The sequence below is a fragment of the Vreelandella vilamensis genome (genome assembly GCF_031451755.1).
GTDB lineage: Bacteria > Pseudomonadota > Gammaproteobacteria > Pseudomonadales > Halomonadaceae > Vreelandella > Vreelandella vilamensis.
Genome location: NZ_JARWAN010000002.1, coordinates 117,775 through 140,425, shown reverse-complemented (window position 1 = coordinate 140,425; position 22,651 = coordinate 117,775). Strand labels below are relative to the sequence as shown.

General features: G+C 57.6%; 21 protein-coding genes. 10 read left to right on the top strand and 11 right to left on the bottom strand.

Annotation, left to right across the window (positions count from 1 at the left end):
• The first annotated feature begins 192 nt into the window (after positions 1-192).
• The 4 genes from rho to QC823_RS01820 all read left to right on the top strand — a co-directional run bounded on the left by rho (position 193) and on the right by QC823_RS01820 (position 4,034).
• Entirely contained in the window at positions 193-1,452 is a 1,260-nt protein-coding gene (gene rho, locus QC823_RS01835) for a transcription termination factor Rho (RefSeq protein WP_179929941.1), read from the top strand.
• A gap of 40 nt (positions 1,453-1,492) precedes the next feature.
• Positions 1,493-2,992 (top strand): 4-hydroxy-3-polyprenylbenzoate decarboxylase, encoded by a 1,500-nt coding sequence (ubiD, locus tag QC823_RS01830; RefSeq protein ID WP_309654659.1) that lies wholly within the window; start codon positions 1,493-1,495, stop codon positions 2,990-2,992.
• A gap of 34 nt (positions 2,993-3,026) precedes the next feature.
• Entirely contained in the window at positions 3,027-3,761 is a 735-nt protein-coding gene (locus QC823_RS01825) for an FAD-binding oxidoreductase (RefSeq protein WP_309654658.1), read from the top strand.
• A 147-nt stretch (positions 3,762-3,908) separates the two neighbouring features.
• Entirely contained in the window at positions 3,909-4,034 is a 126-nt protein-coding gene (locus QC823_RS01820; RefSeq protein ID WP_309654657.1) for a hypothetical protein, read from the top strand.
• 49 nt (positions 4,035-4,083) lie between these two features.
• On the opposite strand, the gene QC823_RS01815 is transcribed toward QC823_RS01820, so the two are convergent.
• Positions 4,084-4,383: a hypothetical protein gene (locus tag QC823_RS01815; protein WP_309654656.1), complete on the bottom strand. Its 300-nt coding sequence runs from the start codon at positions 4,381-4,383 to the stop codon at positions 4,084-4,086.
• Between the two features lie 100 nt (positions 4,384-4,483).
• Between QC823_RS01815 and QC823_RS01810 the strand changes: the two genes are divergently transcribed.
• The 3 genes from QC823_RS01810 (at position 4,484) to QC823_RS01800 (ending at position 6,998) form a co-directional block, all read left to right on the top strand.
• Positions 4,484-5,575: a 3-deoxy-7-phosphoheptulonate synthase gene (locus QC823_RS01810; protein ID WP_422823552.1), complete on the top strand. Its 1,092-nt coding sequence runs from the start codon at positions 4,484-4,486 to the stop codon at positions 5,573-5,575.
• Between the two features lie 137 nt (positions 5,576-5,712).
• Positions 5,713-6,228 carry a DUF3087 family protein gene (locus tag QC823_RS01805; RefSeq protein ID WP_309654655.1) on the top strand — a complete coding sequence of 172 codons (516 nt, stop codon included), beginning with the start codon at positions 5,713-5,715 and terminating at the stop codon, positions 6,226-6,228.
• Positions 6,229-6,266: 38 nt separating this feature from the next.
• Entirely contained in the window at positions 6,267-6,998 is a 732-nt protein-coding gene (locus QC823_RS01800; protein ID WP_309654654.1) for an MliC family protein, read from the top strand.
• A gap of 7 nt (positions 6,999-7,005) precedes the next feature.
• On the opposite strand, the gene QC823_RS01795 is transcribed toward QC823_RS01800, so the two are convergent.
• On the bottom strand, positions 7,006-8,073 hold the full coding sequence (locus QC823_RS01795; RefSeq protein WP_309654653.1) for a metal-dependent hydrolase: 1,068 nt from the start codon (positions 8,071-8,073) through the stop codon (positions 7,006-7,008).
• Between the two features lie 124 nt (positions 8,074-8,197).
• On the opposite strand from QC823_RS01795, the gene QC823_RS01790 reads away from it, so the two are divergent.
• From QC823_RS01790 to QC823_RS01780, 3 genes are read left to right on the top strand one after another with little or no spacing between them, the layout of a single operon-like run.
• Positions 8,198-8,617: a DUF411 domain-containing protein gene (locus QC823_RS01790; RefSeq protein WP_309654739.1), complete on the top strand. Its 420-nt coding sequence runs from the start codon at positions 8,198-8,200 to the stop codon at positions 8,615-8,617.
• A 28-nt stretch (positions 8,618-8,645) separates the two neighbouring features.
• Complete coding sequence (locus QC823_RS01785) at positions 8,646-9,086, top strand: VOC family protein (protein WP_309654652.1); 441 nt, start codon at positions 8,646-8,648, stop codon at positions 9,084-9,086.
• A gap of 36 nt (positions 9,087-9,122) precedes the next feature.
• A complete protein-coding gene (locus QC823_RS01780; protein ID WP_309654738.1) occupies positions 9,123-9,572 on the top strand; it encodes an META domain-containing protein in 450 nt (149 codons plus the stop codon).
• 25 nt (positions 9,573-9,597) lie between these two features.
• Here the strand turns inward: QC823_RS01780 and QC823_RS01775 are convergent, their stop codons facing one another.
• The 9 genes from QC823_RS01775 to QC823_RS01735 all read right to left on the bottom strand — a co-directional run bounded on the left by QC823_RS01775 (position 9,598) and on the right by QC823_RS01735 (position 22,588).
• On the bottom strand, positions 9,598-10,731 hold the full coding sequence (locus QC823_RS01775; RefSeq protein ID WP_309654651.1) for an FAD-dependent oxidoreductase: 1,134 nt from the start codon (positions 10,729-10,731) through the stop codon (positions 9,598-9,600).
• Positions 10,728-12,896, bottom strand: a complete 2,169-nt coding sequence (locus QC823_RS01770; RefSeq protein WP_309654650.1) for an FAD-dependent oxidoreductase — start codon at positions 12,894-12,896, stop codon at positions 10,728-10,730. Before QC823_RS01770 ends, QC823_RS01775 begins: the two co-directional genes overlap by 4 nt.
• Positions 12,897-13,015: 119 nt before the next feature.
• Positions 13,016-13,651 carry a TIGR04282 family arsenosugar biosynthesis glycosyltransferase gene (locus QC823_RS01765; RefSeq protein WP_309654649.1) on the bottom strand — a complete coding sequence of 212 codons (636 nt, stop codon included), beginning with the start codon at positions 13,649-13,651 and terminating at the stop codon, positions 13,016-13,018.
• Entirely contained in the window at positions 13,641-14,360 is a 720-nt protein-coding gene (locus QC823_RS01760) for a TIGR04283 family arsenosugar biosynthesis glycosyltransferase (RefSeq protein ID WP_309654648.1), read from the bottom strand. The genes QC823_RS01765 and QC823_RS01760 overlap by 11 nt, the downstream gene beginning before the upstream one ends.
• Complete coding sequence (locus QC823_RS01755) at positions 14,357-16,036, bottom strand: ABC transporter permease (protein ID WP_309654647.1); 1,680 nt, start codon at positions 16,034-16,036, stop codon at positions 14,357-14,359. The genes QC823_RS01760 and QC823_RS01755 overlap by 4 nt, the downstream gene beginning before the upstream one ends.
• 3 nt (positions 16,037-16,039) lie before the next feature.
• Positions 16,040-17,257: an ABC transporter substrate-binding protein gene (locus QC823_RS01750; protein ID WP_309654646.1), complete on the bottom strand. Its 1,218-nt coding sequence runs from the start codon at positions 17,255-17,257 to the stop codon at positions 16,040-16,042.
• Between the two features lie 24 nt (positions 17,258-17,281).
• Complete coding sequence (locus QC823_RS01745) at positions 17,282-18,316, bottom strand: phosphotransferase family protein (protein WP_309654645.1); 1,035 nt, start codon at positions 18,314-18,316, stop codon at positions 17,282-17,284.
• 122 nt (positions 18,317-18,438) lie between these two features.
• Positions 18,439-19,515 carry a TauD/TfdA dioxygenase family protein gene (locus tag QC823_RS01740; RefSeq protein ID WP_309654644.1) on the bottom strand — a complete coding sequence of 359 codons (1,077 nt, stop codon included), beginning with the start codon at positions 19,513-19,515 and terminating at the stop codon, positions 18,439-18,441.
• Positions 19,516-19,741: 226 nt separating this feature from the next.
• A complete protein-coding gene (locus tag QC823_RS01735) occupies positions 19,742-22,588 on the bottom strand; it encodes a valine--tRNA ligase (protein WP_309654643.1) in 2,847 nt (948 codons plus the stop codon).
• Positions 22,589-22,651: the final 63 nt, after the last annotated feature.

Sequence of the window (22,651 nt, the reverse complement as noted above, 5' to 3'; positions counted from 1 at the left end):
TAGGGATCAAGCAAGTGTTAGCACCCTCGCGCTGAGCGCAGCAGATCACGTTCAGCAGTGTATTTTTCGAGCGCGTGCTCCCGGGATCTGAACGCACCCTGCGACGTAGCGGTTTAACGCGTCGCTTCATGCCTCCTTTCTTATTTCCGGCGCCTGGCGCCCAGCTTCCATGAGCAACGTTCTTACACGCCGATGAATCTCACTGAACTTAAGCAAAAACCCGTTCCCGAGCTGCTCGATATTGCCCGCGAGATGGGGATCGACAACCTCGCCCGTTCGCGCAAGCAGGACATCATTTTCGCCATCCTCAAGAAACACGCCAAAAGTGGAGAGGATATTTACGGCGACGGTGTACTGGAAATTCTTCAGGATGGCTTTGGCTTCCTGCGCAGCGCCGACAGCTCTTATCTCGCCGGGCCGGACGACATTTACGTCTCGCCCTCTCAAATCCGCCGCTTTAACCTGCGCAAAGGTGACTCGATTGCTGGGAAAATCCGCCCGCCAAAAGAAGGCGAGCGTTATTTTGCCCTGCTGAAAGTCAGTCAGATCAATTTTGATCGGCCGGAAAACGCCAAGCACAAGATTCTCTTTGAGAACCTGACGCCGCTGTTTCCCGATGAGCGTATGTTCATGGAGATCGGCAACGGCTCGACGGAAGACCTAACGTCGCGCATCATCGATCTCACTGCGCCCATTGGCAAAGGTCAGCGTGGACTTTTGGTGTCGCCGCCTAAAGCGGGTAAGACATTGATGTTGCAGAACATCGCAACGTCGATCACGCGCAATAATCCTGAGTGCCATTTGATCGTACTGCTGATCGATGAGCGTCCTGAGGAAGTGACCGAAATGTCACGCACCGTGCGTGGTGAAGTGGTCGCGTCGACCTTTGACGAGCCGCCGGCGCGTCACGTGCAAGTCGCGGAAATGGTGATCGAGAAAGCCAAGCGCCTCGTTGAACATAAAAAAGACGTGGTGATTCTGCTCGACTCCATTACTCGTCTTGCGCGTGCCTACAACACCGTGGTGCCAAGCTCCGGCAAAGTATTAACCGGTGGTGTCGACGCGCATGCACTTGAGAAGCCCAAGCGCTTCTTCGGCGCGGCGCGTAATATCGAAGAGGGCGGTAGCCTGACGATTATCGCCACGGCACTGGTGGATACCGGCTCGAAAATGGATGAAGTGATTTTCGAAGAGTTCAAGGGCACCGGTAACATGGAGGCGCACCTTGATCGTAAGCTGGCCGAAAAGCGCGTTTTCCCCGCCATCAATATTCGCCGCAGCGGTACCCGCCGTGAAGACTTGATTGCCTCCGAGGATGAAATGCAGCGGATGTGGATTCTGCGCAAGCTGCTCAACCCGATGGATGACATCGCGGCCACTGAGTTCTTGATCGACCGCCTTAAGGATACCAAAACTAATTTGGAGTTCTTTGAAGCCATGAAGCGCCGCTAAGGCGCTCTGGTCGTCCTACCCTTGAGCCGGGGAGCCAACAGTGAAGTACCATGACCTGCGAGATTTTATCGCCGCTCTGGAAGCACAGGGCGAGCTTAAGCGTATTAGCGCGGAAGTTGATCCTTACTTGGAAGTGACCGAGATTTGCGATCGCACGCTGCGCGCCGGTGGGCCTGCGCTGCTGTTTGAAAATGTCAAAGGTCACGACATGCCGCTTCTGGGAAACCTGTTCGGCACGCCTAAGCGCGTGGCACTGGGCATGGGAGAAGACTCGGTCGAAGCCCTGCGCGAAGTGGGTAAGCTCTTGGCTTTTTTAAAAGAGCCCGACCCACCCAAAGGCTTGAAAGACGCGTGGTCAAAGCTTCCAATCTTCAAACAAGTGCTCAGCATGGGGCCGAAGACGGTTAAGCGTGCCCCGGTTCAAGAGGTTGTGTTTAAGGACGACGAGGTCGATCTGGATCGCCTGCCGATTCAGCATTGCTGGCCGGGCGATGCCGCCCCTTTGGTGACGTGGGCGCTGGTGGTGACCCAAGGACCGCATAAAAAACGCCACAACTTGGGGATTTACCGTCAGCAGAAAATCGGCAAAAACCGGCTCATTATGCGATGGCTTTCCCACCGCGGTGGCGCGCTCGATTTTCAAGAGTTTCAAAAAGCCCATCCGGGCGAGCCTTTCCCCGTAGCGGTAGCGCTGGGGGCTGACCCTGCCACTATTCTTGGTGCGGTCACGCCGGTCCCCGATACGCTTTCCGAATACGCCTTTGCCGGGCTGTTACGCGGTTCGCGCACGGAGCTGGTTAAATGTGGCCATGCCGAGCTTGAAGTGCCGGCATCGAGCGAAATCATTCTTGAAGGTTTTATCTACCCTGATGATATGGCGCCGGAAGGTCCGTTTGGCGATCACACCGGCTACTACAATGAGGTTGATCACTTTCCTGTTTTTACCGTGACGCGTATCACCCAGCGCCGCGACGCGATTTACCACTCCACCTACACCGGCCGCCCGCCGGATGAGCCTGCAATTCTGGGGGTAGCGCTTAACGAAGTGTTCGTGCCTATCCTGCGTAAGCAGTTTCCTGAGATAGTTGACTTCTACTTGCCGCCGGAAGGTTGTTCCTACCGCATGGCGGTGGTGACGATGAAGAAGCAATACCCTGGACACGCCAAACGCGTGATGATGGGCGTATGGAGCTTTTTACGTCAATTCATGTATACCAAGTTTGTGGTAGTACTTGATGATGATGTCGACGCGCGCAACTGGGAAGACGTGATCTGGGCGATGACCACGCGAATGGACCCGGCCCGCGATACGGTGATTATCGAAAACACGCCGATTGATTACCTGGACTTTGCCTCGCCGGTCTCGGGGTTGGGATCCAAAATGGGTTGGGACGCGACCAATAAGTGGGCAGGCGAAACCGACCGCGAGTGGGGCGTGCCCATTACCATGGATGAGGTGGTGAAAACCCGCGTTGATGAGCGCTGGGATGAGCTGGGTATTGGTATTCCGCTGCCACCGGCCCGCCAAGGGTGTGAGTAGGCAGTTCCCCTGTTTGAGATAATAAAGAGGTTTTATGAGCGCAAGGACGTTGACTTGCCAAGTCACCGAGGTTGAAGACTTAAACCCCGATGTATTCGGCGTTACCCTACAAGGGCGTGCAGAAGCGATGCGGCACGCGCCGGGCCAATATCTGGAAATGCATCTAGAAGATGATATCTGGGTACCGTTCTCGATCGCCAGCGCCGAGCATGGCGACGGTCAGCTTGAGCTGCATATTCAGCATTGGCCAGAACGGGATAATTCTGCGCGGTTGCGTGAGCTTTTACAGGTGGCAAACCAGTTGACGGTTCGCCTGCCGGGCGGCGACTGTATTGTGGACCTTGATAGCACGACTCCGCTGCTGCTGATTGCGGCGGGTACTGGCTTTGCGCAAATGAAAGCAATTATTGAAGCAGTGCTCGCCCACCAGCCTAATCGTCAGATTGACCTGTGGTGGGCCGCGCGTGAGCATCGTGACTTGTATCTAGAGCCCTTGGCATGTCAGTGGGCGCAGGAAAATCCGGCGTTTACGTTTCATGCCGTTACCGAGCTACCACTAAGCGAGCCGATGCCCGAAAGTGAACGCATTCACCACCACTTAGGTCGTGTGGATGAGGCGTTGGAAGCGGCCTCTATCTCGCCTTCAGTTTACAAGGTGCATCTCTCCGGCTCGCCGGGAATGGTGTATGCCTGCGTGGATATTTTGCTGGATAAAGGGTTGGAAAAACGCCAGATGTTGTCCGATGTATTTAGCTATGCACCGCGCTAATGTTGTCTTAACCCATTGTTAATGAATTAGGTTAATGCAATATTAATGGTTTTTTTGTGGGTCTTTGACCTCGTCGTTGATGCAAAGATTGGGTAAGATAGCCTTCTTGTTACCCCTGACAATGCTACATACGATAAGGAGACCATCATGGCCCATGATGAAAACTTTAAAGATACCTCGGGATTTATTTCCATCGTAATGGGATTGATCGTGCTCGTTAGTATGAGCGCGCTTCCCGCCACTATTGGTTGGTTCCAGTTTTTTAACGGCTAATGGTTTGCCTCGATGACGCTGGTAACCAAAGTCGCCTAACAGGCACTTGTCAATGTCGCGTAAACCAGGCACGATCAAACCATTGATGCACGACAGAAGACATATTCGTAAAACGCGGCACATAGAGCCCCCGCTTAACCAACGGAAATAGACGATGAACATGACTTCGCTTACACGCAATGTCGTAATCGCCCCAGCAAAAGCTGGCGTCTATTTTGGCTATTGGTTTAGCCAAGGTGTGCCCGTGGCCGACGTTTAACGTCGCGCCAACAGGCACACCCCACGGGTTGCCTGCCGCAAAGAAAGCCCCGGTTGGTAACCCCAGCCGGGGCTTTCGCGTTTTTGTCATCTGTCTTGATGAACCTGATAAAGCGGAGTGGTGAACCATACGTACGATGCCCTCTACACTGGTCCACCAACACCTGTCCACCAACACGGAGAGTTAATTCATGAATGCCCCTGCTAAAACGCTTGGTACCGCGATAACACGTGATGCGGCCTGCCAGACAACCGGTTCGTCGATGAGCGATGCCTCTACCGTGTCGCTCCCAACACCTGCCGAGCTACGCGCCACGCATCCGCTGGATGCCGCACTCACATCAAACATTGCCGAACACCAAGAGACGATCCACCGTATTCTGCGCGGTGAGGATGATCGTCTGCTTGTCGTGGTAGGACCGTGTTCCATCGATGATCCGCGCGCTGCCCTGGAATACGCCGAGCGCTTGGTGGCGCTGAGCGATGAAGTCAGTGAGCAAATTGTGCCGGTGATGCGGGTTTACGTGGAAAAACCGCGCACTACGGTCGGTTGGAAAGGGCTGGCTTACGACCCGGACCTAAACGGTAGCGGCGATATGACCAAAGGGCTTGCGCTTTCTCGTGAGCTAATGGGTCGTGTCGCTCGGCTTGGCCTTCCAGTGGCCACCGAGATTTTGCAGCCGATGCTGGCGCCTTACTTGGAGGATCTGCTGAGCTGGGTAGCGATAGGCGCGCGCACTACCGAGTCGCAGCTTCACCGCGAGCTGGCCAGCGATTTACGCGCGGCGGTGGGGTTTAAAAATGCCACCAGTGGGGATGTGCAAGTGGCGATTGATGCCATGCAAGCGGCAGCGCATCCGCATCAGCGCTTTGCGTTAGATGCCGACGGGCGCCCGGTAATGCAGCAAAGTGCCGGCAACCCCAACACCCACCTTGTGCTGCGCGGCGGTCACGGTGAGCCCAACTACCAAGCAAGCCATGTGCGTGCGGCAACAAAAGCGCTGCGTGACATTGGGCAAAACCCTCGCCTAATGGTGGACTGTAGTCATGCCAATGCGCGCAAAGATCACCGTCGCCAGAGTGAAGTGATGCTAGACGTGCTGGCTCAGCGCCAGTCAGGCGAGAATAATCTTGTGGCGCTAATGCTTGAAAGCTACTTGCACGAAGGCAAGCAGCGGCTAAACCCTGGCGCACTGCGCTACGGTGTCTCGGTCACCGATGCCTGTATTGGCTGGGTCTCGACCGAGCATTTGATAAAAACCGCTGCCGAACGCTTAGCTTAACGGATTGTATCAATGCTTGTGCGTGGTGGCCGGCCACGTATCATAGAAGCCAACCCTCTCGCTAAGAAAATCATTAAAGAAATCATTAAAAAGATTGTTCAATAAGAGAGTTAAATCGCCACGACAAGAGGTTGGCCATGGCAGCGTTTCAGTTAGAGCAGCACGAACCTGAAGTATATCGCCGCAAGGCGCGCATGATCAGCTTTGCCATGGCGGGGCAACTGATTGTGTTTGGAATGTTATTTGCCCTGCTGCTGACCTCGGCGCTGGGTAGTAGTATTTGGCTCAATGCCTTGGGCGTATTTCTTGGGCTTTTGGCCACCAGCGCGCTTTTTGCTGTGCTAAAAGATCGCCCGTGGATGAACGAGGTACGTTACGTCTGGCAGCTTAAGCATCACCTTTCGCAAATTAGCGGCTACCTGCCAACGCTGCGCAAAGCCGTGGAGGAAGACAATCGCGTCGCGCTGGATATCCTGACGTTCTACCATCAGGGCATGACCCAATTAGCCGAGCTTAACGGGCGTACGACCGATGACGACGCCGAGCGGTTGGCCGAGAAGATGGAAGTCAAACTTAAGCGTGAAGCGCTGGAATTACCTGAAACGGTAGAGCAGTTTGACCCACAGGATTTGCAAGCGTTTAAGCGCCGATAGCCTATTTGTTCGTTCATAGAAAAAACAGGGAGCGTGCTATGCGTCACTTACCAACCCTAAACATATTTGCCCTAAGTCTTTTCACCCTGCTGGTGAGTGGATGTGCCGCGACATCAGCGCCAATAGAGCCGTCGGATCAACGCGCGTCTGGAGGTAAAGCAACCGCCCCATTACTGCCTTCGGCGCTCTTTGCCGGCGGTGCCGATAAATTTGAGGCGTGGCGTTGTGAGCCGGCGAGCCAACATTTGGTGACCGCTTTCAATGACGAGACACTGCGCCTGTGGTCGCTGCATGGCGCATGGCAATTGCCCCAAGCGGTCGTGGCAAGCGGTGCGCGTTATCAAGATGGCGAGATCAGTTTTTGGAACCGCGGCGACAAAGCGCAGGTCGAGACGCCGCGTGGACAGTTGCAGTGCGAGCGAGCCATCACACGCGACACGTTGACCCGTGAAACGCACCCAGGTGTCATGTTCCTAGGGCGTGGTAATGAGCCCGGTTGGTCAGTGGCGCTTTCCAGCAGTGCGCCAACGCTGACACTCACCACCGATTATGGCGAGAAAACCCAAACGCTGCCGTATATGGTGAGCGTCATGGATAATGACGCCGGCCGCGTCGTGCTCGAAAACGCCAACGCCGGACGATTCTTCCGTGTGAGGATCGAAGCTGGCGCCTGCTTCGACGATATGAGCGGGCACCCTTACCCAGCGCGGGTCACGCTTTCCATTGATGGCCAGCAGTATAGCGGCTGTGGCCAGGGTATTGCGCCATGATTGTCGTTTAGCAAGCGGCTGGCGCTAAGCGCCAGCGAGGTTCCACAAGGGCGGCGGCGCAAAGCGCACCGCTGTCGCCCTTAGCACGTGTCCATAAGCGCTTGAGCGTGGTTTGATCAACGCCGCGCTCGCTCGCTAGCTGTGTTGATATTTCCAGGGGGCGCCAAGTGGCGTGTTCGTCGAGGCGGTTGGCGATAGCATACGTGAAAGGGTAAAAACCTGGGAAGCCGAGGCGTACATCGGTGACGAGCAACGTTTGCATCTCGTCTTCACGCTGAAGGTCATAGCGTAAAAACGGCCCGGCAAACCAGCGTAGCCGCTGTATGTGGCGGTCGTTAACGGCACTTCCGGCAAGGTCGATTTGGCGGGTGAACGGCTCAAGTACCGGCGGCTTGTGATCTAACAAGCCGATCAAGCTCTCATATTGCGTGTCGCCATCAATAATAGTCGCGCGCCAGAGTAATGTGGTGAACGGAGCAGGTTGTATCAGTCGCGGCGCCTCTTCGATGCCTTGTGTGGCCAGTACGGGTTCAAGACGCTGGATGACGACACCTTTGGCGCCCATCGCAAACATTAGATAGGCACAAGAAAGCGCGAGCCCCCACGCGCAGCGACGTTTAATCTTCCCGGTAAACATTGCCACCCCTAGTGCGACTAACAAAACCAACGAGTAGATCGGGTCGATAATAAAGACAATCGGCCAGGCAACGGGAGGCGTCTTCAGTGGCCAGAAAAGCTGAGTGCCGTAAGTTGTAAGCGCATCAAGCAGCGGGTGCGTCAGTAGTATCAGCAGAAAAAATGTCAGCCACCGTCGCAGGGAAATATCGCGTGCGGGCGCAAAGCGAGCACAAAGCCACGCGAGCAGCACACCCAGCCCCGTGAGGACAAATAACGAGTGGCTAAAGCCGCGGTGCTGCGTGACATTGGCGATGGCATCGCCGTAGTCAAGCACGACATCCAAGTCGGGCAGGGTGCCGACTACGGCGCCGAGCAGAACCGCCTTACGCCCCAGGCGACGTCCGAGTACGGTACCGCCAATGGCCGCGCCCAGCGCCGCTTGCGTGATAGAGTCCACGGCTTTCTCCTATCGATAAAGACAGCTAAGATATCAGTAACGCCAGTTGCTATACCCGTCCGATTAAGAGGGTACCCAAATGTTACGATGTTGTATAAGTAAAAAGCACCTCGGTCAGCGTGTAGTGGGTTTGTCGCTTTTGGTTGCAGCCCCTTTTGCGGCTGCCGCGCCTGCCATTGAGGTGCACAGCGATCCAAACTGCGGCTGTTGCGGTGCTTGGGTTGCGCACCTTGAAGATAACGGCTTCGAGGTGAATCACCATCGCGATGGTGACGTGCGCCAGGTCAAAATCGAACACGGTGTTACGCCTAAGCTGGCTTCCTGCCATACCGCCATCATCGATGGCTACGTTATCGAAGGCCATGTGCCCGCAAACGATATCAAAGCACTTTTAGATGAGCGCCCGGATGTGGCGGGCTTGGCGGTGCCAGGGATGCCACACGGTTCACCGGGCATGGAAACAGGCCGTGTGGATGACTATGCGGTGCTAACGTTTACCCGTGATAACCGCACGCCGGAAATTTTCCGCGAGTACACACAGTAATTTTCACTCATGGCGACAGGAGTCGGATATGCAGTATCTCCATACGATGGTGCGCATCAGTGATATTGATGCCTCGCTACATTTCTATTGTGATCTCTTAGGCCTTAAAGAGGTGCGTCGCAAAGAGAGTGAGAAAGGGCGTTTTACGCTTGTTTTTCTCGCTGCGCCGGAAGATGAAGCGCGCTCAACGGAACTCCAAGCGCCAGAACTCGAGCTGACCTACAACTGGGACCCGGAAGAGTACAGCGGCGGGCGTAACTTTGGCCACTTGGCGTATCGGGTAGAGGATATTTACGCGCTATGCCAGACGCTTCAAGACGATGGCGTCACGATTAATCGCCCACCCCACGATGGCCACATGGCGTTTGTGAAATCCCCCGACGGCATTTCCGTTGAGCTTTTGCAAAAAGGCGACGCGCTGCCGCCCAAGGAGCCTTGGGCGTCGATGAAAAACACAGGAAGCTGGTAAGTGAACAACGCGATAGCCGCCGGCGGCGCTAAAAGAATGAGCATTCAATGGCTAAGCCTTTTAGGCTTGGCCGTCATGCTTAACGCTTGCAGTAGCGCACCGAAGGATACATCAGCAACAACACCATCGCCGGGTGACACTAAGCTTTATGGCCCGGTGGTCGAAGAGCGCTGGAATTTGCTGCTCGTGGGTACCGATGAGCGCCTCTCGTTACCTGAGACACCGTTTTTTCGTATCACGGAAGACGGAGACGTTAGCGGCCACGATGGCTGTAATCGGTTTACGGGTCGCGTTCAGCTAGGCGACAACCAGCGCATCGCATTCAGCGAGCTTGCCTCGACGCGCATGGCGTGCCCGGAGCAAGAAAGCGTTCAACGCGTCACGGGTATGCTGGAGAATGCCTACCGCTATCTCATCGACCATGACCGTTTGGTGTTCTTCGGCCCGGATAGCCGTGTGCTGGGTGGTTGGCGCCAAGCCAACTAATCGGTTTATCGGCAAACCAATCGATTTATCGTGAAAAAGGCGGATTGAAGCGGGCAATAAAGCGCGCATCAATCCGCTTTTTCCATCGCCAGACCCATTTTCCAGCAAACCCCACCGCCCCGTGGCTGGCAATGGCATGGCCATCGCCCGTGCCAATCAGCGCAAGCACCCGTTTGGGTGGCTGCCATTCATCCAGCGGTTGGCACTGGCAGGCAGCGCGCAGGTTATCGGCCAGATGCGGCCCCATGCGCACCGCGTAAACCCCGGCGTTTGGTAGGGCAGGGGTGAACGCCGCGCAGTCACCCGCGGCAAAGATGCCGGGCACGCCTTTCACTTCCAGTGTTTTGCCTACCTCAACAAACCCGTTGGTATCGAGCGGCAATGTGGTTTCGGCAAGCCAGCCATGCCCCATCGCGCCTGTCGCCCACAGCACGATATCTGCCGGAACGCGATGCCCCGCGCTATCGAGCACGCCTCCCTCAACCAGCGATTCCCCTCGCGTACCGTAGTGCACCGTGACGCCCGCACGCCGTAGCGCACGCTGGATAAGCCAGCGCGGCAGCCATCCCGCCTCGGGCAGAACGGCGTCACTAGCGCTTAATAACTCCCCGCGCCAAGTAATATCCGGTCGTTTTTGGCGTAACTGCGCTAAAACACTCATCAGGGTTTCGCAACTCGCGGCACCACTGCCCACGCTGACCACGCGCTGTTCTCCCCCGCTTGGAAGGCGCGCCACTCTGTCTTGTAGCGCCTGCCAGCGCTCATGAAGCGAGCTTAAGGGACGCATGGCGAGTAGGTAAGGGGCTTTTTCACTCTTTTGCTGAGGTAGCGCGAGCGTCGAGCCGATATTCAGTGAGGCAACATCGAACGTAAGCTGCTCGCCGTTAGCGAGCGTTACCTCACGGTCGACCACGCGTAACGATGTCGCCGTTGAGATAATCAAATTGGCCCCCACGCGCTGACAAAGTGCTTCTATATCGATTTGTGTTTCGCGCAGTGAACACTCACCGGCAAGCCAGGCCGGAACGCTGCCCGAGTACGCCGCATAGCGGCTGTCGCTCACCACGGTGATTTCGATGAACGGCTCCGGCTTATTCGCCAAGGCTTCAAGGACGAAAGCATGCGCGTGCCCGGCGCCTATCAGTAGTAAACGCTTCATGAGTTTTTCTCTTTGTCTTTGACTTTGTCTTCGCCTCGCCGCCAAGCGAAGTAGCGTTTGAGCATCGCCAACACCCGCTCGGGTTTGTGGTTGTTCTTCCAAACACCCGCCGTTGCCTTGGCGGCTTCGCCGAGGGTGGGGTAGGGATGAATGGTGCCGAGTAGTTTGTTCAGACCCAGACCGTGCTTCATTGCCAAGGTGAACTCAGTGAGCCACTCGCCGGCGTTCTCCGCCACGATGGTGGCGCCGAGTATTTTGTCGCGCCCTGGCACGGTGAGTACTTTGATAAAGCCTTTCGTCGCGCCTTCGGCAATGGCGCGGTCGCTGTCTTCCATGGCGTAATGGGTGAGTTCAAAATCGACACCTTTGGCCTTGGCCTCTTTTTCGTTCAACCCCACGCGCGCGACTTCGGGCTGGGTGTAGGTCACGGCGGGCATAAAACGGTAATCCACGGCAAAGCTTTTCAGCTCGCCAAATAGCGCATTGACCGCGGCGTGCCAGGCTTGGTGGGCAGCGGCGTGGGTGAGCTGATAAGGTCCGGCGACATCGCCGCAGGCCCAAATATTGGGCAAACGCGTTTGCAGGCGTTCGTTAAGCTCCAGCGTGCCTGCCTCGCTGGTGGTGATTCCTAGCGCTTCGAGCCCCAGGCCTTCTACGTTTGCTTGGCGGCCGACGCTCACCAGCAGCTGGTCAAAAGGCAGTTGGATATGCTCGCCGCCGTTCTCTACGGCGAGTTGATACCCGGACTCGGTGAGGGCGATTTCCAGCGCCTGGGTGTTGGTCATCACCGTGACACCTTCGCGCGTCAGCATCGCTTCGACGTGTTCGCCGACGTCAGTATCTTCGCGTCCCATCAGCTGGGGCGTCCCTTCTACCAAGGTCACGCTCGTGCCGAGGCGGGCAAAACTCTGGCTAAGCTCGCAGCCAATCGCCCCGCCGCCGAGTACCACTAAGCGTTTGGGCTGCTCGGTGAGTGACCAGAGAGTTTCCGAGGTGAGTACCGGTGCGTTTTCAATACCGGGAAGCGAGGGGATCCGTGGCCGGGCGCCGGTGGCAATGACGATATGGCGCGCGGTGAGCGTTTGTTCGCCAAGGTGAACTTCCCATGGGGAAGTCAGGGTGGCGTGTTCTTGGTAAACGTCTACGCCCAAGCTTGTGTAGCGCTCGACGCTGTCATGGGGTTCGATATCGCGAATCGCCTGATGGACATGCCCCATGATCTTGGCAAAGTCGATCTCGGGCTCGCTTGATGTCACGCCGAAGCGTGACGCGGTGCGAATCTCGTGGGCGGCGCGGGCGGCGCGAATCAGCGCTTTCGACGGCACACACCCGGTGTTCAAGCAGTCGCCGCCCATCTTGTGCTTTTCGACTAATGCCACCTTGGCGTTGACGGCGCTGGCGATATAGCTCGTCACCAGCCCAGCGGAGCCGCCGCCAATGACCAGGATGTCATAATCAAATGTGGTCGGGCGTTTAAAGGCTTGATACGCCTTGCGCTTTTGTACCAGCAGCACGAGGCGTTGGGCAATCCAAGGAAATACCGCGAGCAGGGCAAACGAGGCAAGCAGTGACGGCGAGAGGATACCGCCTAAACTTTCTAAGTCGCCGAGCTGACCGCCAGCATTCACGTAGACGGCGGTGCCGGGTAGCATCGCCGCCTGGCTGACCCAATAAAACGTCACGGTTTTTATTCGGGTGAGCCCCATCACCAGATTGATCATGAAAAAGGGGAAAATCGGCACCAGGCGCAGGGTGAAAAGGTAAAGGGCACCGTCGCGCTCAACCCCGCGATTGATCCGTTCAAACTGGCGCGGGAAGCGTTTTTCAATCGGCTTGCGAAACAGAAAGCGCGAGATCACAAACGCTAGGGTCGCCCCGATCGTGCTGGCAAACGAGATAATCAAAAGCCCCCAGCCAAGGCCAAACAGCGCCCCACCCAGCAGGGTCATCAAGGTGGCGCCCGGCAACGACAGCGCGGTGATGACGACATACGCGGCGAAGAAAATCCCCGCGACTTGCCACGGCGATTGCTCAAACAGCGCTTGGAAATCGCTGCGATACGCTTGCACGGTTTCAAGCGTAAAGTACGCCGGCGCACCGCTGAGGTAAAAAAGCGTCACCACGGCGGCCAAAAGGACAATTAAATAGACGCGTTTTCGGTTCACGTAAGGCTCCGGTGTTAAGGCGGGTGAGAGTCAGTGATGACCGTCAGTAGAGACCGTCAGTGGAAACAGACATTGGAAACAGTTATTAGAGACAGTCAGTGCGTCATAGCGTCAATTCCTTACGTTGGCTTACGGCGAAACTGCAGCCAGCGTTGCCAATCCTCGGGGCGGTCAACGTCCCAAACGGTGGCGGGGAAAGCGGCGGTTAGCCCGCACGCCGCGAGGCGGTCGCGAGTCTTGGCGAGCACGCGCTCGCTTCCCCAGGGCATATCGTGAAACAGAGAAGGGGTGTCCTCTTGGGTGCCGATCAACCCATACCCGCCATCCTCGGCAGGGAGTATCACCACCTGATGGTCGGCTAATTGTGCGGCGCAAAGGCGCAGTAAGCTAGGCGTGATACTGGGGCAGTCGCTGCCTATCACCATGGAGGGGCCAGGGTCGGCGTTAAGCGCGTGGCGCATTCGCGCGCCCAAATCACCGCTCACTTGAGGCGTTAGCGTAACGCCATACTGCCTAGCCAGCGCGGTAAAGAGCGGGTGCTGGTGCTCCAGCGCGGTCCAAAGCGTCACGCGTTTTGGCGCAAAGGCGCGGCACGCATTCGCCACGCTAAAGCGCACCAGTTCGGCGTGGGCATCGGCCGCGCCTTGCTGGCCCAACAGCGGCATCAAGCGGGTTTTGGCTTGGCCGGGTAGCGGGGCTTTGGCAAGCACGTGCAGCGTGACCGGGAGGCGAGTGATAAAACGCTTAGCGCACATGGCGATACGCCTTCGCGAGCTCTTCAGTATTTACGCCGCGCCAGTAGCGGTAGCGCAGCCGCCACATGAGCAAAATAGTGCGCCAGGCGCCGCGTTGATCCCAGCGCCTGCCGGAACTGACCACTTTGGCGCGCAGGCAGGCGGGGCGAGCAAGGCGCTTGAGCCGTTTCGTGATTTCAATGTCTTCCATCAACGGCTGTTCGGGGAGTCCGCCGACGGCGTCGAAGGCGTCGCGGCGCATAAACAGGGCCTGATCGCCGGTGGCGATACCGGAAAGGCGCGAGCGCAGGTTGATCATTGCGCTAATCAGCACCAGCCAGCGGCTTTTGCCGTCTAGGTGAATATCAAACCGCCCCCATGAGCGCCGTACTAGCGCTTGTGTTATTAAACCAAGCGCGTCGGGTGGCAAGCGCGTATCGGCATGGAGAAACAGCAGTGCCTCGGCGCGGGCACGCGTAGCGCCGGCGTTCATCTGCCGCGCGCGGCCTGGAGCGCTTGTGAGTACGTGATCCGCCAACGGTTCCGCCAGTGTTGGTGTGTCATCGTGACTTCCACCATCCACCACGATCACTTCCGCGCCTTGTGCGCGCAAGGGCTGAAGGGCGGCAAGTATTGCCGGCAGCGCTTCGGCCTCGTTAAGCACGGGGATAATGATGCTGAGCGGCGTGCCAGGGGGCCAATGTGCTTGCTCAAGAGGAAAAACGCTCATGAGACGCCTCGTCGAGGGTTGCGTTTCGCCCAGAGCAGCCGCGGTATGAGCAGAGCTAAGGCAAAACCGATAAATGGCAGCAGGGCTTGAAGTAGCGCCCACACCCCGATCAGTCGGCGATTCCCTCCGCTCGCCAGCGCCACCGCCTCGGTGGTGATCGTCGGCACGCGTCCAGCGCCGAGCAGAAGCGTGGGAAGGTACTGGCTAATGCTTACCGAAAGCCCGATGGCGCAGGCCGTGAGTAGAGGTGCTAACAAAAGTGGTACGCGCACCTGCCAGAAAGCGCGCCACTTAGAGGCGCCCAACGAATGCGCCACCTGCATCCAGTGTGGGTCAAGGCGTCGATAGGCTTCTGCCAGAGACAGATAAAGGTAAGGCACGACAAAAAGCAGATGCGCCGCGACGACGAGGGAGCGCTGTGGGCGAATACCCAGGCTTTCGGCGGCGACCACTACGCCAAACAGAAAAGCGACCTGCGGCACAAGCAGTGGCAGGTACAAAAGCCAGAGGGCATGTTTGGGGTGAAGGTGACGCTGAACCTCATTTTCGAGGCATGCTACCACGAGTAGAAGCGCAACCAGCGTCGCGGCGATGCCAATCAATAACGTATTACCGAGCGGCAGCGCGAGGCTGGAAAAGGCTCGCTGCCAGTGGTCCAGCGTGAATCCGCTGGGGAACGCATCGGGAAAGCGCCAAAATCCGGCGACGGAAAAAAGCGCCAGACCCACCAGGGCCAAAAGCGCGGTGACAGTTGTGAGCGTTAGGCCGACGCGTCCGGCGGCTGTCCATACGCGGCTGCCTTGCGTCCGCTGGCCGTTGAGTAACCAGCGCTTGCCAAGAGGCTTTACCAGCTGTTCACCCAGCCACCAGAGGGTAAGCGCGCTAAGGGTAACGCCCAGTTGTAAGAGTGCCCCTGCCGAGGCCATTAGGCGGCGTGAGAGATCCGGGTCGTTGAACCAGGAAAGCACCGCCACGCTCAAGGTGGAGGGGCGCGTAGGGCCAAGAATGATGGCCATATCCACCACCGAGCTTGAGTAGGCGATAACCGCATACACCGGTAGACGAATCAGCGGGTAGAGCGCAGGCAGCACCGTTTTTAACCATGCCAGAGACGGGGTATAACCTAGCGAGCGGGCAAGCTCAATTCGCCGTTCGGGCGACAGCTGCGGGAGCACGGCAAGGCTCATCAGCAGAAGAAAAGGCACCTCTTTGAGCACTAAACCGGCCATAAGCGCCACGCCCCAGGGGTCGTTGACGATCAGCCAGTCGGGTGGGCGTTCCCAGCCGGTCACACTTGGCGAGATAAAACGTGCCAACAGCCCCGAAGGCGCTATTAAAAAGGCAAGGCCAAACGCTACCGCGGCATGAGGGATCGCTAGCAAGGGTGAGACCAAACGATGCAGGGCGCGATCTAGCCAAGTGCCTTGGTTCGCCGCCAGGAAAAGGATGACAACGGCGAGGGCAATCAGCGGAGCAATAAGCCCTGCAGAAAGGCTGAGTAACACCGATTGTGCAATCCCCGGCCAAGTTAGTAGCGCTTGCCAGGGCGCGAGTGTGAAGGTGGTGGCACCTAACCCCGGGTGCACGCCAAATGCCGGCATCAACAGAGTGGCAAGCCCTGCCCCTACCGGCACCACCAATACCGCAATTAACAGCCAGGGAGCGAGCCTCAGCACGGTTTAACGGGTTCCGTAACGCTCACGCCAAGCATTCTGTAGCGCGGTCATCCAGCTCGGGTGTGGCTCGGGCAGCGTTTGCGAAAGCGCATCTGCGGGCAGTTCGGCGGGATGCGTATCGCCTTGTGCAAAGCGTGCCTGGGCTTTTTCGTCCAAGCGGTTTACGTCTAAAACGGTGCGATCCCCCCACATCTTGAGCGACTGCTTCTGCGCTTGGGCCTCAGGTGTTAGCAGGAAATTGGCCAGCGTCATTGCGCCCGCTTTATGCGGCGAGTTATACGGGATGGCGACAAAATGCACGTTGCCAAGCGTGCCGCCTTCAAACACGTAGCTGCGCACACTCTCGGGTAATTGGTACTCGCGCACGGCCACGGCCGCTTCCGAGGGATAAAAGGAGAACGCCAAGCTTAGCTCGCCATCGCTCATCAGCGTGCGAAGGGCGGGGCCTGAATCGGGAAAGCTGCGCCCGCTGCGCCATAAGTGCGGGTGCAGTTCATCTAAATAGGCCCAAAGCGGCGCGGTGACGGCGTCAAAGTCGCTTTCTGATACCGGCTGATAGAGTGCGTCGTCTTTGTCGGTTAACTCAATCAGCGCTTGCTTGAGAAAAGTGCTGCCGGTGAAATCGGGAATGCGTGGGTAGGTAAACTCCCCTGGATTTTCCTCGGCCCAACCGAGAAGCGCGTCTATGCTGCGCGGCGGGTCTTGGGTGTAGGCGCTATCGTAGTAGAAGGTGATCTGCGCTTTGCCCCAGGGCGATTCATAGCCTTCGGTGGGTAGGGTGAAATCAGTCACGACTTCCGGGTTGTCTTCGGGGTAGGTCAGGGCGAAGTTGGGCAACGCGTCGGCAAAGGGGCCAAACAGAAGGTCACGCTCGCGCATGGCGGCAAAGTTTTCGCCGTTGATCCAGATAAGATCGACGCTCCCTTCGTCGTCATTGCCTGCCTGCTTTTCTGCCAGCACCCGCGAGACGGCGCTTCCAGTGTCGTCGAGTTTAACGTGGCGCACCTCGACTTCAAAGCGGCGCCGCATTTCATCAGCAACCCAGGCAATGTAGCGGTTGGTACGCGTATCGCCGCCCCAAGCGTTCCAGTAAACGGTTTGGCCTTCGGCTTCATCCAGAACGGCTTGCCAGTCGCTTGGCTCGGGGCTAGCCGCCGCCGGCAGCGTTAGGGCAAGCAGGGTAGTGGCAACAGTGGCCCCTAAGGTAACACGTGGTTTCATCGCACACCTCATAAAATCAGTGAGTTATAGAGCATTTTTGAGACGCTGAAGTTCATTTTGAACATGCTCAATAATAGGCGGCGACAAATAGTGTTCGACCCGGTCGCGCACGTGGGCAATCACGGCAGCATCGGTGAGCTCGGCTGACCAGTCTTCGCCCCGGCGTTCGGCATCCTTCGCGTGCAAGTGCTGGGCACGCCACTTGGCGCACCAAGTCAGTGACCATAGCCAGGTAGCACGGCGGCAAGCCACTAAGGTTTCCGCGCTGGGAGATTTTCCCATGGCGGCCTGCCAGCGCTGATAAAAGGCAACCACGTCGTCAAGGGTGAGCACCGCCTGACTATTAACGTCCCAGGTAGTCGAGGTGTAGAGCGAGGTGTGGGCCAGATCAATGCCCGGCAGGCCGTAGCGGCACTTCTCTAAATCCACCAGCACCGCGCGGCCATCTTCGGTGATTAAGAAGTTACCGGGGTGGGTGTCAAAGCTGATCAAGCAACGCTCGGCATCGGGCAGTGTGGTAGGTAGGGCATCAAGTTCGGCGCGAATGCGCGCCACCACCTCCGCGTTTAACTCCGCTTTTTCCAACCATTGCGCTTGGTCGCTGACTTCCTCACGCATGGCCTGCCATGGGTCACTTGGGGCGAAAAGCGGAGCGGGTTGATCCGGCAGCGCCAGCCGGTGCAGGCTGGCCAAGGTTTCAGCGATGCGCGGCAAGTCCTCTGGGAGCTGGGCTAACCGGCCTTCAATGGCATCGACCAGCAACCCGCCTCGGGGCAGGGCGTCGCTCACGGGCAAAAGGCCATGCAAGCGCGGCACATGCCCACCTAAGCTTGCGCGCTCGTAACAGGCGGCCTCGTAGGCGAGGTTGTCGGCTGGCGCCAGGTTCATTTGGCTTTGCTTGGGCAGCCGGGCTACCCAATCATCGCCATTTCGGTGTAGCCAAACATGGTCGTGGGCTAGCCCAGTGTCCGCCATTGATGACAGCTCGCGGTACGTAATGTTCGCCCGCCGGAGTTCTGTCTCAAGCGTTGTCAAACGTTGCTCGCCTGGTGTCGGCATAAAATCGTCCTTGTTGAAGCTATCTTTATGATCTTACTCAGTGATAGCCCTTATACCAACCTTACACGGTTTATCGTAAAAAAATGATGCAGGCATGCAGCCAAGCTGAAATATCAAAAGCACTAGTTTTGCATAGGAATATCATCTTTCCAGCGAAACCCTACGCTACCGGCTTTCCAAACGCCGTCGCGATTAAAGGGGTGCGGGCCGGATAAATTAATGTACTGCGGCAAGTCAAAGTGCGGTGCCAGGTTTTGCTTCGACTTGACCGTTACGCGATCCATGATCCTCAGGCCCTGTTCTTCTACCGGCATATGCGCTTCAGGCGCTGCCCGATGGGCCAGCGCCCAGTTATCAATGTAGAGTAGATCGCTGGTGTCATAGTGATAACGAATGCCGTAACCTTTTTCGAATGACGCATTCAACAGATCGTTATAGTCGTTAAAAAGCTGCTTTATTTCGGTTTCGTTGAGCAAGCGAAGTTGTTCGACGGAGGCAGATGTTTGCTGCAGTTCTTCAATGGGTACATCTTCTTCGGGAAGTCGCTCGATTACCGCACCGGTCATTCCTAGATGAAGCCAGACGCTCTTACGCCCCGAGATGGGATGCGTGTGGACAACGGGATGGCTTACCCCTGACGCCGAGTTGACAGACACCAGCCGCTCCCAGAAGGCTTGCTTTTCCTCCGGTAGTACATCAAAGGCGGCGCCTTGGTGGGCAAAGTGAGTGCCGCCGCCCTGCTCAGGGGCGCGCGCCATATAGTAGGCGGAGTGGGAGAACGTGGCGGCTTCAAAGCTACCATCGTTATGCCACTGAGGGCCTACGCCCAGGATACCGTAGCGGTCATCATTGGAGCAGCGAAAGATATCCCGGTTCATGCCAGGCGTTGCCGGGTGGACGCCATGAGTGGAATGGATTTCGCCCGCGCCCCACCATTTGCTTGCGTTGACCAGCTCATCGGCCGAGAGATCCGCCTGGTGCTTAAAGACGATGAAACCCCGGTTTGCCATTTCCACTTCCAGCGCCTCGATGACAGGCTCGGGAAGTCGGTGACGAACGTCAGCACCGTAAATCTCGACGCCAAGCGGTTCCAGCTGCTTGACCGTTAAGCCAGCTTCCTCAAACAGCGCTACCCGGTCTGGATCTAGCGGCGGTATTGTGGGTGGCGTGTTGCTGAACTTTTCGGAGGGTGTCCGCATGGTTGAAGTGACCTCAATGGGTGAATGTAGGACAGCTTCACTCAGCGAATGTCGGTGACAGGGTCCTGAGCGGCAGGAAAAAACGGTCCACTTACGTTGGTCAGGTGAGGATAGGTTTTGTTCCTGATTTAGTCAGTGTTCTGGCGGTAGGCAGTGTTCTGGCAGTAGGTTAAAACCCAAGCGGCACCCTACTGGGTGCCGCTTGGTTAGTGCAATAAACGCTGACTTACAACGCCTCAATCTTCGCTTTCTGCTCTTCCAGTAGCTTTTTGGCGGACTGGAACTCGGCGAGTTTGCCGCGCTCTTTTTCCACTACCGCTTCGGGGGCTTTGGCGATAAAGCCTTCGTTGCCGAGCTTCTTCTCGATCCCGCCGATCAGCTTGTCCTGCTTTTCGATCTCTTTGTTGAGACGTTTGAGCTCGGTGTCCTTGTCGATCAAGTCCGCCATGGGGACCAGCACTTCCATGTCGCCTACCAGCTGCGTGGCTGAAAGCGGGGCGTCGTCAGGGTTAGAAAGCCAGGTGACGCTTTCAAGCTTCGCCAGTTTCGAGAGGAATAGGCGGTTTTTCTCCAAGCGCTCGGCGTCCTCGGGCTGGCCTTTGGTCAGCAGCACGTCCAGGGGCTTGCCGGGGGCAATGTTCATCTCGGCGCGAATGTTACGCACGGCGATGATCACGCCTTTAAGCCACTCGATATCGCGCGTGGCCTGCTCGTCGAGCTTGTGATCAACGGCCTCGGGCCACGGCTGCACCATGATCGAGTCGCCCTCACCGCCGTAGGTACCGGCCAAGGGGGCGATGCGTTGCCAGATCTCTTCGGAGATGAACGGCATCATCGGGTGGGCCAGGCGCAGTATGGCTTCCAGCACGCGCACCAGGGTGCGGCGGGTGCCGCGCTTGGCTTCGGCACTGGCAGTGTCGTCCCATAAAACGGGCTTGGAGAGCTCCAGATACCAGTCGCAGTATTCGTTCCAGACGAATTCATAAAGCGCTTGCGAGGCATGGTCGAAGCGGTATTCGTCCATCGCCTTGGTGACGTGGGCTTCGGTCTTCTGCAGTTGCGAGATAATCCAGCGGTCAGCAAGCGATAATGCTACTTCGCCGCCATCGACTCCACAGTCTTCGCCTTCGGCGTTCATCAGTACGTAGCGCGAAGCGTTCCACAGCTTATTGCAGAAGTTGCGATAGCCATCCAGGCGGCTCATGTCGAACTTGATGTCGCGCCCGGTGGTGGCTTGGGAGAGGAAGGTAAAGCGCAGCGCATCGGTGCCGTGGGGCTCGATGCCGTCCTTGAATTCGTCGCGGGTGGCCTTGGCAATCGCCTTGGCCTTTTGCGGCTGCATCATGTTGCCGGTGCGCTTTTCAATCAGGGTATCGAGTTCGATGCCGTCGATGAGGTCGATGGGGTCGAGTACGTTGCCCTTGGATTTGGACATTTTCTGCCCCTGGCCGTCGCGCACCAAGCCGTGCACGTAGACCTGCTTGAACGGCACCTCGCCGGTGAACTTGAGCGTCATCATGATCATCCGTGCGACCCAGAAGAAGATGATGTCAAAGCCGGTCACCAACACGCTGGAGGGGTGGAAGGTGTCCAGTTCGGGCGTTTTTTCCGGCCAGCCCAGCGTCCCGAACGTCCACAGCCCTGAGCTGAACCAGGTATCCAGCACGTCTTCGTCCTGGGTCAGGGCCACGTTGGCACCCAAGCCGTTCTTCTCGCGCGCTTCGTCTTCGCTACGGGCCACGTAGACGTTGCCTTCGGCGTCGTACCACGCGGGGATGCGGTGCCCCCACCACAGCTGGCGGGAGATGCACCAATCTTGCAAATCGCGCATCCAGGCAAAGTACATGTTCTCGTAGTTCTTGGGCACGAACTGGATATCACCGTTTTCCACTGCTTCGATGGCGGGCTTGGCGAGCGTCTCAACGGCGACAAACCACTGGTCGGTCAACAGCGGCTCGATCACGTCACCCGAGCGGTCGCCATAGGGCAGGGTGTTATTAATGGTCTCGACCTGCGCTAAAAAGCCCAGGGCGTCCATGTCCTCCACAATCTGCTTGCGTGCTTCAAAGCGATCAAGCCCGGCGTATTTTGCCGGCAGAGTGGCGTCTTCTTGCGGCTGCGGTTGGCCTTTGAGGTCAAAGATCTCCGCCTGCTCAAGGATGGTGGCATCCTGGCTGAAGACATTGATCAGCAGGTGATCTTGGCGTTTGCCGACTTCGTAGTCGTTGAAGTCGTGGGCTGGGGTGATCTTCACGCAACCCGAGCCCTTCGCCATATCGGCGTGTTCGTCGGCGACGATGGGGATGCGCCGGCCCACCAGCGGCAGCTCAATGAACTTACCTACCAGCGAGGCGTAGCGCGCGTCGTCGGGGTTCACCGCCACGCCGGTATCGCCCAGCAGGGTTTCCGGGCGGGTAGTAGCGACAACGAGGTGGTCTTCGCCGGCGTCGGTCGTGACGCCGTCGGCCAACGGGTAGCGGAAGTGCCAGAAGTTGCCCTGCTGATCTTTGTTTTCGACCTCGAGATCGGAAATCGCCGTGTGCAGCGTCGGGTCCCAGTTCACCAGCCGCTTGCCACGATAGATCAGCCCTTCGTCGTGCAGGCGCACGAAGACTTCCTGCACCGCTTGGTAGAAGCCGTCGTCCATGGTGAAGCGCTCGCGGCTCCAATCCACGCTCGCACCCATGCGGCGCAGCTGGCGAGTGATATGCCCGCCGGACTCCTCCTTCCACTCCCATACCTTGTCGATAAAGGCCTCGCGCCCCAAGTCATGGCGGGTCTTGCCTTCTTCGGCAGCGACCTTGCGCTCCACCAGCATTTGCGTGGCGATGCCCGCGTGGTCGGTGCCCACCTGCCACAGAGTGTTGCGGCCTTGCATGCGCTTGTAGCGCGTCAGCGTGTCCATGATGGTGTCTTGGAACGCGTGCCCCATGTGCAGGCTGCCGGTGACGTTGGGCGGCGGGATCATCATCGAGAACGGCTGCCCGTGGCCGGCAGGTGCAAAGCGGTTGTCGGCTTCCCAGCGTTCGTACCAGCGGGTTTCGATCTGTTCAGGTTGGTAGGTCTTGTCCATGGAGTCACTCACAGCAGAGACGCCCCGCCAGGGCGAGGCATCGAATACGTTGATCAGGATTAC

Excerpts from the sequence above, each read along its gene's own strand:
- rho (WP_179929941.1), top strand. The coding sequence starts at position 193 with ATGAATCTCACTGAACTTAAGCAAAAACCCGTTCCCGAGCTGCTCGAT.
- QC823_RS01825 (WP_309654658.1), top strand. The coding sequence starts at position 3,027 with ATGAGCGCAAGGACGTTGACTTGCCAAGTCACCGAGGTTGAAGACTTA.
- QC823_RS01820 (WP_309654657.1), top strand. The coding sequence starts at position 3,909 with ATGGCCCATGATGAAAACTTTAAAGATACCTCGGGATTTATTTCCATC.
- QC823_RS01815 (WP_309654656.1), bottom strand. The coding sequence starts at position 4,383 with ATGACAAAAACGCGAAAGCCCCGGCTGGGGTTACCAACCGGGGCTTTC.
- QC823_RS01810 (WP_422823552.1), top strand. The coding sequence starts at position 4,484 with ATGAATGCCCCTGCTAAAACGCTTGGTACCGCGATAACACGTGATGCG.
- QC823_RS01805 (WP_309654655.1), top strand. The coding sequence starts at position 5,713 with ATGGCAGCGTTTCAGTTAGAGCAGCACGAACCTGAAGTATATCGCCGC.
- QC823_RS01800 (WP_309654654.1), top strand. The coding sequence starts at position 6,267 with ATGCGTCACTTACCAACCCTAAACATATTTGCCCTAAGTCTTTTCACC.
- QC823_RS01785 (WP_309654652.1), top strand. The coding sequence starts at position 8,646 with ATGCAGTATCTCCATACGATGGTGCGCATCAGTGATATTGATGCCTCG.
- QC823_RS01780 (WP_309654738.1), top strand. The coding sequence starts at position 9,123 with ATGAGCATTCAATGGCTAAGCCTTTTAGGCTTGGCCGTCATGCTTAAC.
- QC823_RS01775 (WP_309654651.1), bottom strand. The coding sequence starts at position 10,731 with ATGAAGCGTTTACTACTGATAGGCGCCGGGCACGCGCATGCTTTCGTC.
- QC823_RS01765 (WP_309654649.1), bottom strand. The coding sequence starts at position 13,651 with ATGTGCGCTAAGCGTTTTATCACTCGCCTCCCGGTCACGCTGCACGTG.
- QC823_RS01760 (WP_309654648.1), bottom strand. The coding sequence starts at position 14,360 with ATGAGCGTTTTTCCTCTTGAGCAAGCACATTGGCCCCCTGGCACGCCG.
- QC823_RS01750 (WP_309654646.1), bottom strand. The coding sequence starts at position 17,257 with ATGAAACCACGTGTTACCTTAGGGGCCACTGTTGCCACTACCCTGCTT.
- QC823_RS01745 (WP_309654645.1), bottom strand. The coding sequence starts at position 18,316 with ATGCCGACACCAGGCGAGCAACGTTTGACAACGCTTGAGACAGAACTC.
- QC823_RS01740 (WP_309654644.1), bottom strand. The coding sequence starts at position 19,515 with ATGCGGACACCCTCCGAAAAGTTCAGCAACACGCCACCCACAATACCG.
- QC823_RS01735 (WP_309654643.1), bottom strand. The coding sequence starts at position 22,588 with ATGGACAAGACCTACCAACCTGAACAGATCGAAACCCGCTGGTACGAA.